This window comes from Deefgea salmonis, from assembly GCF_020531905.1.
In the GTDB taxonomy this organism is placed as follows: Bacteria; Pseudomonadota; Gammaproteobacteria; order Burkholderiales; family Chitinibacteraceae; genus Deefgea; species Deefgea salmonis.
In genome coordinates this window covers 17,060-33,075 of record NZ_JAJAWG010000003.1, presented here as the reverse complement: position 1 = coordinate 33,075, position 16,016 = coordinate 17,060, and the positions used below count along the sequence as shown (strand labels likewise).

The following is a 16,016-nucleotide window of genomic DNA, read 5'->3' as shown; positions in this document are numbered from 1 at the left end:
AGCTCAGCTTACGACGAAGCTTTCTGTAGGGCGTATTCGACGCGCAGCGGCAATACACCGATGGGGTGATGTTGGCTTGAATTCGCGCTCTTTCAATCAAAGTCGCGCTAATGCCGCGCGGCACTTACTTTTCTTACTTCGCCAAGAAAAGTGGTATGGTTCACACTCATAGGTAACACATTAGTTCAAAGACATAGGTAACACTTCTCTGGTCTGTGATGCGCGCAACCGGAGCACGCTATGCCGTGGAATGAGGTGAAACCGATGGACGAAAAAGTGAAATTTATCGCTGATTATTTACGTGGCGAGATGGCGTTCAAGACGCTGTGCGGGTTGTATGGCATTAGTCGCAAAACGGGTTACAAATGGGTACAGCGTTATCACGCGATGGGGCTCGACGGTTTGCAAGCGCAAAGTCGTCGTCCGCACGGCTCGTCTGTTACCCCCTATGTGGTGCGGCAAGCGGTGCTGGAGTTGCGCAATTACAAGGGCGATGTGCTGGGGCCAAAGAAAATCCAGCCGCTGCTGGTTGCGCGATTTGCCGAATCGCTGATTCCGTCGCAAACGACGATTTACAATATTTTGAAAGCGGCGGGTTGCGTGAAAAGTCGACGGCGGATTAATCGTACGCCGCGTTCGATTCAACCGCTCAAGACAGCAACACAGGTCAATCAGTTGTGGAGTGTGGATTACAAAGGGCAGTTCAAGTTAGGTAATGGGCAGTGGTGCTATCCGTTAACGATCATGGATCACGCCAGCCGTTATTTGCTGAGTTGCCAAGGGTTTAGCGGCACGACAGGGGCAGAGGCCAAGGCGGTATTTGAACAACTGTTTCGCCAATATGGGCTGCCGGAGCGGATTAGGAGCGACAACGGCACACCATTTGCCAGTGTGGGTGTTGGAGGGTTATCGAAATTATCGATTTGGTGGATTCGGTTAGGGATTATTCCAGAGCGAATTACGCCAGGGCAACCACAGCAAAATGGTCGGCATGAACGGATGCATCGGACGTTGAAACTACGCATTGGTCAGCCCGGTGCCGCCGACTTAACGCAGCAACAAGTGATTTTGGATGAGTTCTTGCGCCACTATAACGAGGATCGTTTGCATGAGAGTTTGGGGCAGTGTGTGCCTAAATCGGTGTATCAGAGCTCCCCGCGCCGCTATCCAGAGTCGCTGCCAGAGTTGGTTTACCCTGACTACTTTGAGCGTGGACGAGTCTGTCAAAGTGGACTGATTTATTGGCGTAGTTTACGAGTTTACATTGGCTATTTATTGCGTGGCGAATGGGTTGGTTTGGAGTTAGTGGGAGAAGGGATTTGGGACGTTTATTTTGGTCCGATTCGACTAGGCTCGTTGGACGAGCGAGAAGTGAAAGGGACCAAAAACGATTATTTAACGCTAAACGTGTCACCCATGTCGTTGAATTAAAGTGTTACCTATGTCCTTGATCTTTCGCCCGAGTATCTGCGCGGGCTGCGCCCGTACCTTCGCTGCGGACAATCGAGGCGGTTGCGATCAAAACTCGGCCTGCGGCCTCAAACAATGATCGCATAAACCCTGTCCAGCTTGTTCCTCGCTCAGCTTGCTACACGGGACCTCGCGCAGCTCAACGAGGTTTGGTTTTAAATCGATGTATTGATCTCTACGCCTTGTAGATAAAGCCTTGCAAGCAATACATCGATGCCGTAGGGCGGGTTAGCCGAAGGCGTAACCCGCCAATATGATTCTGACATCACAACTTTGCTCAGGGTGGGTTGAAAACATCAACCATGCCCTTATAGCTATCAGCAAATATATTAATAAGGTGTGGCGTATTTATCGCGAAATGGCAATCCACCACATGATTTATTGTTCATGCAGTGTAATTTTTTTGCGATTATGTTCTGTGCCATTTTAAGGCGAGAAATGCGAGATTAAACATAAAAGGAGTCAATTGCGATAATATGCCGAATATCCTTGAGTGAATCGAGAAAAAATTGTGACCCCTTCAGAAATTGCTGATTTTTTAAAAACAATCGGATTTACTACTGCAATTCTAATTGGTACTTTTGCATATCTGTGCAAAGTGCTTATTGAGAAATGGATAGGGAATGACGTTGCTAATTACAAGGCTAGCCTTGATAGAGATCATGAGTACTTCAAAGTTGCTTTATTGAAGGAGAATGAGGTTTTCCAACGAGATCTAAAAAGTATCGCTGAACACCAAATTGAAGAGTATAAGTCAAGTTTAGAAAAAGAACGTATCCGATTGCAGATTTCATATGGCGGAATTTTTGAAAAGCAGGCCAATGCTATTATTGAACTTTACCGGCTAACGACAGAATTTGAAGAAACCATTAATGGGGCACTTTATGAAGGATCGGTTGAAAAAAATAGTTCAGCAGAAGCAATATTCAATGAGAAACGAGATAGGCTTTATTCATTTTTAACAAAAAATAGGATATTAATCCCAGAAAAAATTGATGGTATGCTTCATGATCTGCAGAGAAAAACATACATCAGCGTAAATAACTATAGAAATGCAGATAAATATATAAATCGATCGTACGTCAATCAAGATATTCTTTCGAGTATGATTTCAAGACAAGAAAAAGCACACGATGACTTAGAAAAAGTTAAAGTGATTAGGGAGGAGTTGATAATTCAAATCAGAAAATTGATTGGTACCTTTGGAAGTAATGAATAAAAATTAGCGTGTGGGGTATGCAAATTTTAATTTGTGAGCGCATATTGCATAATGATTTACGTTGCTGGTGATTGTAGTACGCACATTATTTTTTAAGTATTTCATAAAATTGTCGCAGCTGCTAATTGAAACGGATTGCCCGTGGAGCCGCGCCGCTCGGGAGGGGGTTGGGAAGGTTTTAAGACGCGACGTTAGCGCGCAGCGAGTTTTCGCGTCGCCTTGCCAATTGCCGGACGGACGGGGTTTCGTGGCGATCGGGCGCGCTGGGGTTGCAAGGGGCGGGGCAAGACCCACCCCTTGCTCGTTTGGCGGGCGAAACCGCCGGTTCACCGCCTGCGTAGCAGGTGGTTGCAAATGCTGGCGCAATTCGCTGTGCTCATTGACGCCCTACGACTTAGCTATGGGTATAGCTCTGTACTTATTTATTAATGAAGGCTGTAGCGATATACCTAATAATTTTCTACAAATCCAAGCCAAAAAAAACCGCTGACTCGCAGCGGTTTTTATCCAAACATTCAACAAGATTAATCTTGGTGGTAGTTCGGGGCTTCTTTGGTGATTTGCACGTCATGCACGTGTGATTCACGGATGCCGGCTGAGGTGATTTGTACGAACTCCGCTTTGGCGTGAACATCATCAATCGTTGCGCAACCTAAGTAACCCATTGATGAGCGTAGACCGCCAACCAATTGGTGAATCACGGCCGACAATGGGCCTTTGTACGGCACGCGGCCTTCGATGCCTTCGGGTACCAATTTATCGGCATCGGCAGTTTTGTCTTGGAAGTAACGATCAGACGAGCCGTTCGCGCCGCTCATTGCGCCGAGTGAGCCCATGCCACGGTAGCTCTTGTATGAGCGGCCTTGGTAGAGTTCAACTTCGCCCGGTGCTTCTTCAGTACCACCGAACAAGCCACCCAACATCACCATATGCGCACCAGCGGCGATGGCTTTGGCGATGTCGCCCGAGAAGCGAATCCCGCCGTCGGCGATCAAAGGTACGCCAGTGCCAGCAAGGGCATCAGCCACATTGGCCACTGCTGATATTTGCGGTACGCCAACACCCGCCACGATACGCGTGGTGCAGATCGAGCCTGGGCCAATACCAACTTTAACGGCATCGGCACCCGCTTCAACCAAAGCTAAAGCCGCTGCAGCAGTAGCAATATTGCCACCGATGACTTGAACGTGTGGGAAGTTGGTTTTAACCCAACGCACGCGATCCAGTACGCCTTGGCTGTGGCCGTGTGCGGTATCGACCACGATCACGTCAACGCCAGCTTCAACCAATAATTTAACGCGCTCGTCCGTGCCAGCGCCAACGCCAACAGCAGCACCAACGCGTAAACGACCTTGTTCATCTTTAGCCGCCAGTGGGTGTTCACTGGTTTTGATGATGTCTTTAACGGTGATGAGGCCTTTGAGGCGGAATGCGTCGTCGATCACCAAAACGCGTTCCAGACGATGCTCGTGCATTAGGGCGCGAGCGTCGTCGATGCTGGTGCCTTCGCGAACAGTAATCAAGCGCGCTTTTGGCGTCATGATTGATGAAACCGGCACATCAAGACGTGTTTCAAAACGAATGTCGCGGTTGGTGACGATACCAACGAGCAAGCCTTGGTCGATGACCGGCAAGCCAGAGATTTTGTGTTGTTGAGTGAGTTGCAAGACATCACGAACCAGCATGTCAGGAGAAACGGTGATCGGGTCTTTTACAATCCCTGATTCATAGCGTTTTACCTTGGCGACTTCTTGTGCCTGACGCGCTGGCGTCATGTTTTTATGCAAGATACCGATGCCGCCTTCTTGTGCCATCGCAATGGCTAATGGGGCTTCGGTAACGGTATCCATCGCAGCGGAAACCAGCGGCAAATTCAGGCGGATATTGCGCGTGAATTGCGTCGCCAGCGAAACATCGCGCGGCATAACATTAGAATGAGCGGGTACAAGCAAAACGTCGTCGAACGTAAGGGCTTTTTGCACGATGCGCATGAGTAGAATCCTTTTCGCCAAAAAAGCATTATACCGAAACCATCCCGTTGCGCCTATTGCAATAGTGATGAAATCGGCGATGTTACTCGCAAGATGAGTGGGTTTTGTGCCTAAATTGACATCGATTTTTTAAATTCTGTGGTTCAATTCGTTCTGTGGCTTTCCTTATGTGTAATGATCGCGGTGTTAGCGCCAAAATCAAGGCCTAAATCAAAGGGGTGGGCAGGTTTTATGCCGATCATCTGTGGCCAAAGGGGAGTGGTGTGCCAAGTTTTCCAAAGCGTTTGCGATTGTTGTCGTTGGTGGCGGTGTTGCTCATTGTGGGTTTTTTAACTACCAGTATTGCGAGTTATTTAGTTTCGCGGGATGCGGTTCGAGGGGGAATTGTTGGCACGGCATTGCCCTTGACTGGTGATAGTATTTATTCAGAAATTCAAAAAGATATATTACGACCGGTGTTTATTTCATCGCAAATGGCGCACGATACTTTTGTGCGTGATTGGTTGTTAAATGGAGAGAAAGATCCAGAACAATTAACGCGATATTTGAATGAGGTTAAAACCAAAAATGGGACGTTTACGAGTTTTTTGGTGTCAGAAAAAACCCGTTATTATTATCACAATAGTGGCATGTTAAGAGCCATTGAGCCGAATGATGCGCGTGATGCTTGGTATTTTCGCGTTCGCGAAATGAATAAGGCGTTTGAAACGAATGTGGATCCTGATTGGGCCAATCGGGCGAAAGTTACGATTTTTATCAATTATCAAATTTTTGATTATCAAAATCGATTTATTGGTACAACCGGCGTTGGCTTAACATTGGATACTATGAGCCAGTTATTAAAAACGTACGAGACGCGTTTTCAGCGCAATATTTATTTTGTAAATGAATCCGGTCAAGTCGTGTTGACTGGCAATTCAGCGCAAGGTAGAAACTCAATTTTATTACATGATGGGATTCGTGATGTGGCGGCGAAGATTTTAAATCATCAATCAAAGCCAACGCAGTTAAGTTATCCGTTGAATGGGCAGGTGATGCAAGTCAATAGCCGATTTATTCCTGAATTGGGTTGGTATTTGATTGTTGAGCAAAATGAAACTGCGGATTTGCGTCCAGTGCAGCGTATGTTTCAATTAAATTTATTAATCTCAGCGTTAATTACTTTATTAGTGTTATGTATTGCGATTTATAGTATTAATCGCAATCAACGGCGTTTGGAAGCGCTGGCAAATACCGATAGTTTGACGCGGTTATTAAATCGACAAGCTTTTGAGGTGGTCTTAAATCAAAAAATGACCGAACTGGCGCGCCGTCCGTGTTCGCTTGCGGGTATTTTGATTGATATTGATTATTTTAAAGTCATTAATGATGAGTTTGGCCATCTGACTGGGGATGCCGTGCTGCGCAAGGTGGCGGATATTTTGCGTCACACCGTACGTACGGGCGACACATTAGCGCGTTGGGGTGGGGAGGAGTTTATTATTTTATTAGATGATTGCCCGCGCGCGATGGCGCTGGAGTTGGCTGAGCATTTGCGTTTGGCCGTGGCCAATTATGATTTTGCTTTGCCACGGGCAACGTCGGTCACAATGAGTTTGGGTGTGGTGGAATTACAGGCCGATGAAACGGAAGACGAGTTTTTTCAGCGTGCCGATTATTTACTCTACGCGGCAAAAACAGCTGGACGTAATTGCGTGATGGCGGATGGCTAGGTCGTTTGAGGTGTGGTTTGCAGCCGCGAAAAGCGCCCAGCCCGCAGGGTTTGGCAGCGGCTTTGTTAAATAAAGTCTGCCTGATGCTGCGTTACCAAGCGCTAGCGTAGAATGACTACGCTTCGTGCCTGCCTTAGGCCAAAATCCGCGCAAACGCGGTTGGCAAACCAAACGTCAACCGTCCCTAGAGCGCATGCAGCAGATTATTCGAACTTTGTCTTTTAATTTCGCAGGCCGCACGGATCTCGAGTCAGCTTGAGTGACGTCCGATTGAGGTGCAAACGATTTCTCCTTCGCAGTCTTTAGAAAAACTAACTTTAAGCTTGAATGGCGATTTCCCATTATGAATATGTTTTTTATTGGGGCTTTTTGGCGCTAGGCTTCGGTGCTGGTGAGTTATTTGTTATTTAGTCTGGCGTATTTACGGCAGTTGATTCGATTGGGCTATCGAGATGCCGTGGAGAAAGAAGCTGAACTGAGTGTTTTTTTGACTGCAAATTCCGAGGTAAGCAGCGTAGAATAGTTATTTTCTATCTTGCCGGAGTCTGGGCATGGCTTTATTGCGTTGGCGTGTGGGGTTTTTTGCTCTATTTTTGCTCTGTGTCGGCATGATGGGGTTTGCACTTTATCATCAGTTTTATCAATGGCTTATGCCGTGTTTACTTTGTGTTTACGAGCGGCTATTGGTAATTGCTTTGGGTTTGCTCAGTTTGCTTGCGGCAATCTGGCAGCCAACCACAAGGCGCGGCGTGTTATGGTTTTCTGGGGTATATGCCGCAGTGGCATTGTGGGGCGCGGGAATCACGGTTTGGCATTTACTGGTGCAGTATGCGCCCGCTGAGTCTGGCGTGAATTGCGCGTCCAGTTTGCCGTTTCCGATTGATTTAAATGCTTTACCTGCTTGGGTTGCGGCGGTGATTCGCCCGGTTGGTGATTGCTCGGTGGTGGATTTTTCTTTGTTTGGGATGTCGATGCCATTTTGGTTGTTGGTGGCCTTTGTCGGACTTTTAGTGCCTTTGTCGTATTTAGCTAAAATCCGTTTGCTTGAAATTCGTCGCCGGGGTCTTTGAAATGACATTGACTGAATTGCGTTATATCGTTGCCGTGGCGCGTGAACGTCACTTTGGACGTGCTGCCAATAGCTGTTTTGTATCGCAGCCTACGTTGTCAGTGGCGGTAAAAAAACTAGAAGAAGAACTGGGTGTCGTGCTGTTTGAGCGTGCCGCCGGAGAGGTGACGGTCACGCCAAGTGGCGAACGTATCGTTGAGCAGGCGCAGCGCGTGCTCGAGGAAGTTTCAATGGTTAAACAGCTGGCCGAACAAGGCAAAGATCCGCTGGCTGGGGCTCTGCGTTTGGGGGTGATTTACACCATTGGGCCGTATTTATTGCCGCATTTGATTCCACAATTGCGACGGATTGCACCACAAATGCAGTTATTGCTTGAAGAAGATTACACCGTGCGGTTGGCGGAGATGCTCAAGCAAGGTGAAATTGATCTGGCGATTTTGGCAGAACCTTTTCATGAGGGGGGTATTTCTACTCAGGCTTTGTATGATGAGGATTTTGTGGTTGCAACGCCGAAAGGGCATGAGTGGGAGTTGCTCGATTCGATCTCTTCTGAGCAATTGTCAGATGAAAATGTATTGTTATTATCGCCGGGTAATTGTTTTCGCGATCAAGTGTTACAAACCTGCTCGGATTTAAACCGTGAGAGCATGTCGGTAGGGAGTTTGCAACGGACATTGCAAGGCTCGTCATTAACGACGATTCGGCATATGGTGGCGGGCGGTATTGGGGTGACGGTGCTACCCGCAACGTCGGTGAGTGCGGCCGATGAAGCGTTGCTAACCTTACGCCCGTTCACCGAGCCCGTGCCTTCTCGACGGGTTATTTTGGCTTGGCGACGCAATTTTCCGCGACAAGCGGCAATTGAGGCGGTGCGACAAGCTTTGCTGCAATCGGACTTAGAACCGATTCATCGCCTGCCTAATGCGCCGATCAGTTCATAGTTTTTCGCTCACATCGCATTGCATTCGTCGATTTTATGGCTGTGTTATTGCGTTCTTAATACCGGCTCAATGCCGAGCTGACGCAGTTTTTTTACGGCGATATCGGCTTGCGATTTATTCTTGAATGGGCCAATTTGCACGCGTGTTTCTAGGTAAGCCGGAATGCCGACAGCTTGTAGTTGCACAAGTAGTTTTTCGGCATTGTTGGTGTGCAAAAACACGCCCGCTTGAACGCTATAGCCTTGCTGCCCGGTGGTTGCTGATGGATAGTTGTTGCTCAGCTTGGTTGGTTCTCGAGTGGCCGTCGATGTTGGGGTGCTATTGAGGTGAACTGGCGGTAGATCTGATTTGGGTTCGCTGTGCGTTTGTTCTGTTTCCGCTGCACGCGGCATCCCCGTGCTGGGCTTGGGGGGGGGATTGCTAATGGCTTGAACTGACGTCTGATTGTGGTTGAGGCTCGAGTTTGGGTTTGGGCTTGGATTTTGACTCGGACTCGGACTCGGACTCGGACTGAGGGAAGGCATGCTCGCCACGGCATTGCTGATGCGTTGGCTGCTGATTACGGTCTCGGCCTCAGACGCCTCGGTGAGTCGGGTGAGGCTTTTTGTGTTACTCACATCGGCCGCGATTTTAACTTCAGGCACGGCATTTTTTCTTTCTTGATCAAACCATGCAATGGCGCTGAGTACAATGCCGATCAATGCGGCAGCAATGCCCAGTCGCCACAAGAGTTGGGTTTTTAATTGCTGCTGTTCTTTCTGCTGCAAGATGGGGTCAAGTCCATCACTCATCTGTCAGGTGCTCGCTATGGTGTTATACTGCGGGGCTATTTGCCTCAGGTTTAAGGGCTTCAAGTCTGCTGGTTAAATTCCCTGTGTTGCGGCTTAGTGGATACGATGGTGATCCATTTTTTGCGTTGCCGCTCATGTTATGGGATTTGAGTAGGGCTTGAATTTGGTCGACGTGAAATAAATATAATTCGCACGAGGCTAGCTTAAATTACATTACGCTGCAAAGTTTCTTTCGTTAGTTTGAAAATAACGACTCACCCTGGAGATAAAAATGGCTGTTGAACGTACCCTATCGATGATTAAACCGGACGCTGTTGCAAAAAATGTTATCGGTAAAATTTATGATCGTTTTGAAACTGCGGGTTTAAAAATCGCAGCGGCGAAACTAAAGCACCTCACACGTGCCGAAGCAGAAGGCTTTTACGCGGTACATAAAGAACGTCCTTTCTTTGGTGCTTTAGTTGAATTTATGATTTCAGGTCCAGTCATGATTCAAGTGCTAGAAGGCGAAAATGCAATGAAATTAAATCGCGATTTGATGGGCGCAACCAATCCAAAAGATGCCGCTGCCGGTACGATTCGTGCTGACTTTGCCGATAGTATTGATGCCAATGCGGTGCATGGCTCTGATAGTTTGGAAAATGCCGCAATTGAAATCGCTTATTTTTTCGATGCAGCTGAAGTGTACGCACGTTAAGTTTTAGCTTGTAAGTAGTGGTGGTAAAGACGCTCGCTTAGATATCTCAGCGAGCGTCACTGATGAAATAAATGGTGTAAGCCTTGGTGGATAAAGACATGACAATAAATTTGTTGGATTACGATGCGGAGCGTCTAGGCCAATTGATGGTACAACTCGGTGAAAAACCGTTTCGTGCCAAGCAACTGATGAAGTGGATTCATCAGCGCGGCGTAGCGGATTTCGATGCGATGAGTGATATCGCCAAATCGTTTCGGCAAAAATTAGCTGTCGATGCCTGTATTGCACCACCAGCGATGATGGCCGAACAAATTGCCAAAGATGGCACCCGCAAGTGGTTGCTGGATGTCGGCACAGGTAACGGGGTTGAGGCGGTGTTTATTCCCGAAGATGACCGCGGTACTTTGTGTGTTTCCAGTCAGGTCGGTTGCGCACTTGATTGCACTTTTTGCTCGACGGCACGGCAAGGATTTAACCGTAATTTATCGACTGCAGAGATTATTGGCCAATTATGGTGGGCCAATCGTCGCCTCTCTTTTGATGCGGCGCGCGTTGGCACTGCGACCAATGACGATACTCGGATTGTATCGAATGTGGTCATGATGGGGATGGGTGAACCCCTAGCCAATTATGACAATGTGGTTGCCGCGATGCGTTTAATGTTGGATGACAATGCATATGGCTTGTCACGTCGCCGCGTTACCTTATCGACCTCGGGCATGGTGCCGCAAATGGATAAGCTGCGCGAAGATTGTCCGGTGGCGCTGGCAGTGAGTTTGCACGCACCGAACGATGCGATTCGCGATGAGATTGTGCCGATTAATAAAAAATATCCGCTCAAACAATTGATGGATGCGTGCAATCGGTATTTAGAAAAAGCACCGCGTGATTTTATTACCTTTGAATATGTGATGCTTGATGGCATCAATGATAAGCCTGAGCATGCGCATCAATTGGCGGCATTGGCGCGATCGACTTCGTGTAAGTTTAATTTGATTCCGTTTAATCCGTTTCCGAATGCGGGTTATCAGCGCTCAAGTCGTGAAGCGATTCATCGTTTTCGTGATATTTTATTGCAAGCGGGTTACATCGTTACGGTGCGTAAAACCCGTGGTGAAGATATTGATGCCGCTTGCGGGCAATTGGCGGGACAGGTTTTGGATAAAACCCGTCGCACTGAAAAAATGCTCGAAACTCGACCGATTTTATTTAAAACTGGAGGCGATGCGTGAAAAATACTTTATTGCTAGTGGCCTTGTGGCTTGGCCTAAGTCATTTTGCTCTGGGCAATGAAGATTCTCGCGCAAGCGTTAGGACGCGGCTCGCGTCCGAATATTATAAAGTAGGGCAATATCCGATTGCCGTGGATGAGGCCAAAAAAGCCATTGCCGCTGACGCTAAATATGTTTTGGCTTACAACGTAATGGCATTGTCGTATTGGGCCTTGGGCGATAAAACCACGACGGCCGATATCTTTAAGCAGGCTTTAAAGATCGAACCGAATAATTCAGATGTGAATCACAATTACGCTAATTTTCTGTGTGCGAATGGCGATGTTAAGCAAGCTGAACAGCATTTTAATACCGCGCTTAACGATCCTTTGTATCCCACGCCAGAAAACACCATGATGGCCGCGGCCAATTGTGCCTTGAGCAATCAAGATCTGGCTTTGGCCGCGCAGTGGTATCAAAAAATCTTGGTACAAAGACCAAATTATTTACAAGCTAAATTTCAGCTGAGTAATTTAATGTTAAAGTCGGGGGACTTGCCTGAGGCGAAACGTTTGTTTGTCGATCTTTATCGATCGAGTAAGCCAACACCCGTAGAATTGCTATGGCTGGGTGTGAGAGTTGAGCGTGCGATTGGCAATAAAACGGCCGAGCAGCGCTATGCCAAAGATTTACTCAGCGCTTTCCCCGATTCAGTAGAAGCCACTAAGTTACAGATTGGAAAATATGACTGATCAGTTTGAATCTTCATCGACTGCAAGTTTGTTACCTGCAGGTCGACAATTACGCAATGCACGAGAAGCCTTAGAATTAAGTCCAGAGCAGGTTGCTAACCAATTAAAACTTGCAGTCCGCCAAGTGATTGCAATTGAGCAAGAGGCCTTTGATGAATTGCCCAGCAATTTATTTATCCGAGGTTTTGTGCGTAATTATGCGCGACTGGTGCATTTGGATGCCGAGCCTTTGCTTGAATATTTGGCGCAGGTTTTACCTGCTGAACCCGTGTCGACCACTTTGCTGGATGCGCCTTTGGAATCAAATAACACGATTCCATTTAAAAATAAACGTCGGCGCCCGTCATCCGCCATTGTCTTGATGAGTGTCTTGGGCTTGGCTTTGGGCGTGGGGTGCGTGTTTTGGTATTTACAGCAACCGGCGCATCCTGAGCTGGCCTTGCCAGAGATGGAAAATCAACCGATTGTTGATGTGTCGCCTGCCTCTGTTGTACAGGACGAACTTGTGGTTTTGGCCAGTACCGCCAGTGCGGTTACGCCAGTGGCGAGTGCACCTCAACGTGCCTTGCCTGTCGCCAGCGCAGCACAGGCTCAAAAAACTGTTGCGCTACCTGCTAGTGCAGCGTCAGCGGTTGCGACTGCACATTCAATTAAAATCACCTCGCAGACGGATAGTTGGGTGCAAATTGTGGATGCCAATGGCAATAAAGTGCTGTCCGAAATTATTCGTCCGGGTTACGAACGCGTTGTGGTTGGGGTGCCGCCGTATCGTGTGAAAGTCGGTAATGCCCCAAAAACCCAATTGTATTTTAATGGTCAAAATGTGGATTTGAGTGCCTATCTCAAGCCCGGTTCTGATGTGGTTAATATGGAATTGAAATAATCGTATGTCGAGCCTGATTACACGTCGTAAAACCCGTCAAGTTCAAGTCGGCCATGTTTGGGTCGGTAGTGATCATCCCGTGGTGGTCCAGTCAATGACCAATACCGATACGGCCGATGCTGAAGGTACCGCAAGACAGATTTTTGAATTGTGGCGCGCCGGCTCTGAGGTGGTCCGCATTACCGTCAATAGCCCAGAGGCTGCAGCACAAGTCGCCAATATTAAAACCAAGCTTGAAAATTGGGGTTGCAAAGTCCCCTTGGTGGGCGACTTTCATTACAATGGCGATCGTTTATTGCGTGACTACCCCGACTGCGCGCAGGCCTTGGCAAAGTACCGGATTAATCCGGGTAATGTGGGTAAAGGCAGTAAACGCGACGAAAAATTTGCGTCGATGATTGAAAAAGCCATCGAGTACAATAAAGCAGTGCGCATTGGCGTGAACTGGGGCTCGCTCGATCAAAGTATTGCAGCGCGTATGATGGACGAAAATAGCAAGCGTTCACAGCCATTCAGTGCTGATGCGGTGATGCGCGAAGCGTTGATTGTGTCTGCGCTCGAATCGGCCGAGCAAGCCGTGAAGTGGGGGCTGTCGCCAGATAAGATTTTGCTGTCGTGCAAAGTATCTCACGTGCAAGACTTGATCGCGGTCTACCGCGATTTAGGTGCACGTTGTGATTACCCATTGCATTTGGGTTTGACTGAGGCGGGCATGGGTAGTAAAGGGATTGTGGCATCGAGTGCCGCTTTGGCGATTTTGATGCAAGAAGGGATTGGCGATACGATTCGGATTTCTTTGACGCCAGAGCCTAATGGCGATCGCACCAAAGAAGTAATTGTGGCACAAGAATTATTGCAAACCATGGGTTTACGTAGTTTTACCCCATTGGTGACGGCGTGCCCTGGGTGTGGCCGGACTACGTCGACGGTGTTTCAAGAGTTGGCCCAAGACATTCAAAGTTTTTTGCGTGAAAAAATGCCGTTGTGGCGCAAAGACTATCCGGGTGTTGAAGAGATGAAGGTCGCGGTGATGGGCTGTGTTGTCAATGGTCCAGGTGAGTCTAAGCTGGCTGATATTGGGATTAGTTTGCCGGGAACCGGCGAAGTGCCAGTGTGTCCAGTGTATGTCGATGGCGAAAAAGACGTCACACTCAAGGGTGAGCATGTGGCTGTTGAGTTTCAGGCTATCGTTGAGCGCTATGTGATGACGCATTACGCGGTGGGTGGTTCAAAACGTCGTGAACAAGCAGCAAAAATTATTCCACTAACTTCAATTTGATTGGGTATTGGTTTGTAGCCCTTTTTTTCAAAGGGCTGCGATCAAATACCCTTTCTTGATTTAATTTAAAGCATATAAAAATATGGCTCAAACCATCCAAGGTATTCGCGGCATGAATGATGTGCTGCCGCAGGAATCAAGTCGCTGGCAGTTTTTTGAACAAGTCACTCGCGAATGGCTGGCCGCTTATGGCTATAGCCAGATTCGGATGCCGATTGTGGAATCAACGCATTTATTTATTCGCGGCGTCGGTGAGCACACCGACATCGTCGAAAAAGAAATGTATGCCTTTGAAGACAGTCTTAACGGTGAAAAACTGACGCTGCGCCCAGAAGGGACGGCCGGTTGCGTGCGCGCCTGTATTGAACACGGCTTACTTTACAATCAAACTCAGCGCCTTTGGTATACCGGCCCCATGTTCCGTCATGAGCGTCCGCAAAAGGGCCGCTATCGCCAGTTCCACCAAATGGGTATTGAAGCGTTTGGTTTTGCTACGCCAGATGTCGATGCTGAGGTGATTGTGATGCTGGCCGATTTATGGCCGCGCCTTGGTTTAAGTGGCATGAGTTTAGAGCTCAATTCTTTGGGCGATATTGAAGAGCGTGCAGCGCATCGTGCTGAGCTGATTCAATATTTGGAAGGGTATATCGATATACTCGATGAAGATAGCCAGCGCCGGCTCTATACCAACCCATTGCGTGTTTTGGATACCAAAAATCCAGCGTTGCAAGCCATGGCTGAAAACGCGCCGCAGCTGATCGACTTTTTAGGTGAGGCATCAAAATCACACTTTGAAACGGTCAAAGCTTTGCTCGACGACGCAGGGATCGCCTATACCTTGAATCCACGCTTAGTGCGTGGCCTTGATTATTACAATCGCACCGTTTTTGAATGGACGACAACGCAATTGGGCGCACAAAGTACCGTGGCTGCTGGTGGTCGTTACGATGGTTTGGTTGAACAATTGGGTGGGAAATCTTGTCCAGCGGTTGGTTTTGCGATTGGTATTGAGCGCTTAATGCTGCTATTGGAAATCAACGAAGTCGCGATTCCAGCGCAGTTGCCCGATGTTTATGTGGTTCATCAAGGCGAAGCCGCCGCTCGCAATGCATTTACCGTGGCGCGTCAATTGCGCGCAGCAGGCTTGAATGTCATTTATCATGGCGGCAGTGGTAGTTTTAAATCGCAATTTAAAAAAGCTGATCAATCAGGCGCACGTTTTGCCGTGGTGATTGGTGAGGGTGAAGTGACGTCACTGACGGTTAATTTAAAAACATTGATCGGCGAGCAGCAAGGCAAACAAGAAATCGTGCCGCAAGATCAGTTGGCACAAGTGATTCGCAGTATTTAATTTATTCAGGGGATAACCATGGCCGCATTTGATTTACAAGAACAAGAACAAATCGCCACCATGAAAGACTGGTGGCAAAACTGGGGTAAATGGTTGGCGCTCGGGTTTGCAGTATTTTTAATTTCGTTTTCGGCTTGGAAAGGCTGGCAAGGCTGGCAAAAGCAGCAAATCGCCAAAGCAGCTGAGGTCTATGCCCAGATTGAAAATAACCTGACAGATGACGGAAAATTTAAAGCCGGTGTTGCCTTATTGAAAAGCGACTATAGCAAAACGCCTTATGCGCCCCGCGCCGCTTTAATTGCCGCTAAATTGGATTATCTAAAAGGCGATGCCGCTGCTTCACGTACGGAATTGACTTGGGTTGTTGATCACAGTAAAGAGGCCGCATTACGCGATACCGCGCGCTTGCGATTAGCCAGTATTTTGGCCGAAGAGAAAAAATATCCAGAAGCTTTGGCACTATTGAAAACGCCAGAAGAAGAGGGTTTTTCTCCGCTTTACGCCGAACTACGTGGCGATATTCTCCAAGCACAAGGCCAAACTGCCCCTGCCGCTGATGCATATCGTCAAGCCATTGCCAAGTTACCAAAAGATGCGCCTAACTTGAAATTGGTAGAAATTAAGCTGGATGTATTGGGAGATAAGTAAGC

Annotated in this window: 14 protein-coding genes; 12 read left to right on the top strand and 2 right to left on the bottom strand. The window is 47.9% G+C overall.

Going from position 1 to position 16,016, the window contains the following annotated elements; translation table 11 throughout:
- The first annotated feature begins 240 nt into the window (after nt 1-240).
- Complete coding sequence (locus tag LG219_RS06395; RefSeq protein ID WP_226763705.1) at nt 241-1,431, top strand: integrase core domain-containing protein; 1,191 nt, start codon at nt 241-243, stop codon at nt 1,429-1,431.
- A gap of 550 nt (nt 1,432-1,981) precedes the next feature.
- Nucleotides 1,982-2,689 carry a hypothetical protein gene (locus LG219_RS06390; protein ID WP_226763704.1) on the top strand — a complete coding sequence of 236 codons (708 nt, stop codon included), beginning with the start codon at nt 1,982-1,984 and terminating at the stop codon, nt 2,687-2,689.
- A gap of 524 nt (nt 2,690-3,213) precedes the next feature.
- On the opposite strand, the gene guaB is transcribed toward LG219_RS06390, so the two are convergent.
- Nucleotides 3,214-4,680: an IMP dehydrogenase gene (gene guaB, locus LG219_RS06385; protein WP_226763703.1), complete on the bottom strand. Its 1,467-nt coding sequence runs from the start codon at nt 4,678-4,680 to the stop codon at nt 3,214-3,216.
- A 263-nt stretch (nt 4,681-4,943) separates the two neighbouring features.
- On the opposite strand from guaB, the gene LG219_RS06380 reads away from it, so the two are divergent.
- The 3 genes from LG219_RS06380 to LG219_RS06370 all read left to right on the top strand — a co-directional run bounded on the left by LG219_RS06380 (nt 4,944) and on the right by LG219_RS06370 (nt 8,402).
- Entirely contained in the window at nt 4,944-6,392 is a 1,449-nt protein-coding gene (locus tag LG219_RS06380; RefSeq protein WP_226763702.1) for a sensor domain-containing diguanylate cyclase, read from the top strand.
- 551 nt (nt 6,393-6,943) lie between these two features.
- Nucleotides 6,944-7,462 carry a disulfide bond formation protein B gene (locus LG219_RS06375; RefSeq protein ID WP_226763701.1) on the top strand — a complete coding sequence of 173 codons (519 nt, stop codon included), beginning with the start codon at nt 6,944-6,946 and terminating at the stop codon, nt 7,460-7,462.
- Nucleotide 7,463: 1 nt separating this feature from the next.
- On the top strand, nt 7,464-8,402 hold the full coding sequence (locus tag LG219_RS06370) for a hydrogen peroxide-inducible genes activator (protein WP_226763700.1): 939 nt from the start codon (nt 7,464-7,466) through the stop codon (nt 8,400-8,402).
- A gap of 44 nt (nt 8,403-8,446) precedes the next feature.
- Here LG219_RS06370 and LG219_RS06365 read toward each other — a convergent pair whose 3' ends face one another.
- Nucleotides 8,447-9,193 carry an SPOR domain-containing protein gene (locus LG219_RS06365; protein ID WP_226763699.1) on the bottom strand — a complete coding sequence of 249 codons (747 nt, stop codon included), beginning with the start codon at nt 9,191-9,193 and terminating at the stop codon, nt 8,447-8,449.
- 271 nt (nt 9,194-9,464) lie between these two features.
- On the opposite strand from LG219_RS06365, the gene ndk reads away from it, so the two are divergent.
- The 7 genes from ndk to LG219_RS06330 all read left to right on the top strand — a co-directional run bounded on the left by ndk (nt 9,465) and on the right by LG219_RS06330 (nt 16,014).
- Complete coding sequence (gene ndk / locus LG219_RS06360; RefSeq protein ID WP_226763698.1) at nt 9,465-9,890, top strand: nucleoside-diphosphate kinase; 426 nt, start codon at nt 9,465-9,467, stop codon at nt 9,888-9,890.
- 98 nt (nt 9,891-9,988) lie between these two features.
- Complete coding sequence (gene rlmN, locus LG219_RS06355) at nt 9,989-11,122, top strand: dual-specificity RNA methyltransferase RlmN (protein WP_226763697.1); 1,134 nt, start codon at nt 9,989-9,991, stop codon at nt 11,120-11,122.
- Nucleotides 11,119-11,853 (top strand): type IV pilus biogenesis/stability protein PilW, encoded by a 735-nt coding sequence (pilW, locus tag LG219_RS06350; RefSeq protein ID WP_226763696.1) that lies wholly within the window; start codon nt 11,119-11,121, stop codon nt 11,851-11,853. Before rlmN ends, pilW begins: the two co-directional genes overlap by 4 nt.
- Complete coding sequence (locus tag LG219_RS06345) at nt 11,846-12,736, top strand: RodZ domain-containing protein (RefSeq protein WP_226763695.1); 891 nt, start codon at nt 11,846-11,848, stop codon at nt 12,734-12,736. Before pilW ends, LG219_RS06345 begins: the two co-directional genes overlap by 8 nt.
- 4 nt (nt 12,737-12,740) lie before the next feature.
- On the top strand, nt 12,741-14,015 hold the full coding sequence (ispG, locus tag LG219_RS06340; RefSeq protein WP_226763694.1) for a flavodoxin-dependent (E)-4-hydroxy-3-methylbut-2-enyl-diphosphate synthase: 1,275 nt from the start codon (nt 12,741-12,743) through the stop codon (nt 14,013-14,015).
- 82 nt (nt 14,016-14,097) lie between these two features.
- Nucleotides 14,098-15,366 (top strand): histidine--tRNA ligase, encoded by a 1,269-nt coding sequence (gene hisS, locus LG219_RS06335; RefSeq protein ID WP_226763693.1) that lies wholly within the window; start codon nt 14,098-14,100, stop codon nt 15,364-15,366.
- An 18-nt stretch (nt 15,367-15,384) separates the two neighbouring features.
- Complete coding sequence (locus LG219_RS06330; protein WP_226763692.1) at nt 15,385-16,014, top strand: YfgM family protein; 630 nt, start codon at nt 15,385-15,387, stop codon at nt 16,012-16,014.
- The last annotated feature ends 2 nt before the right edge of the window (nt 16,015-16,016 follow it).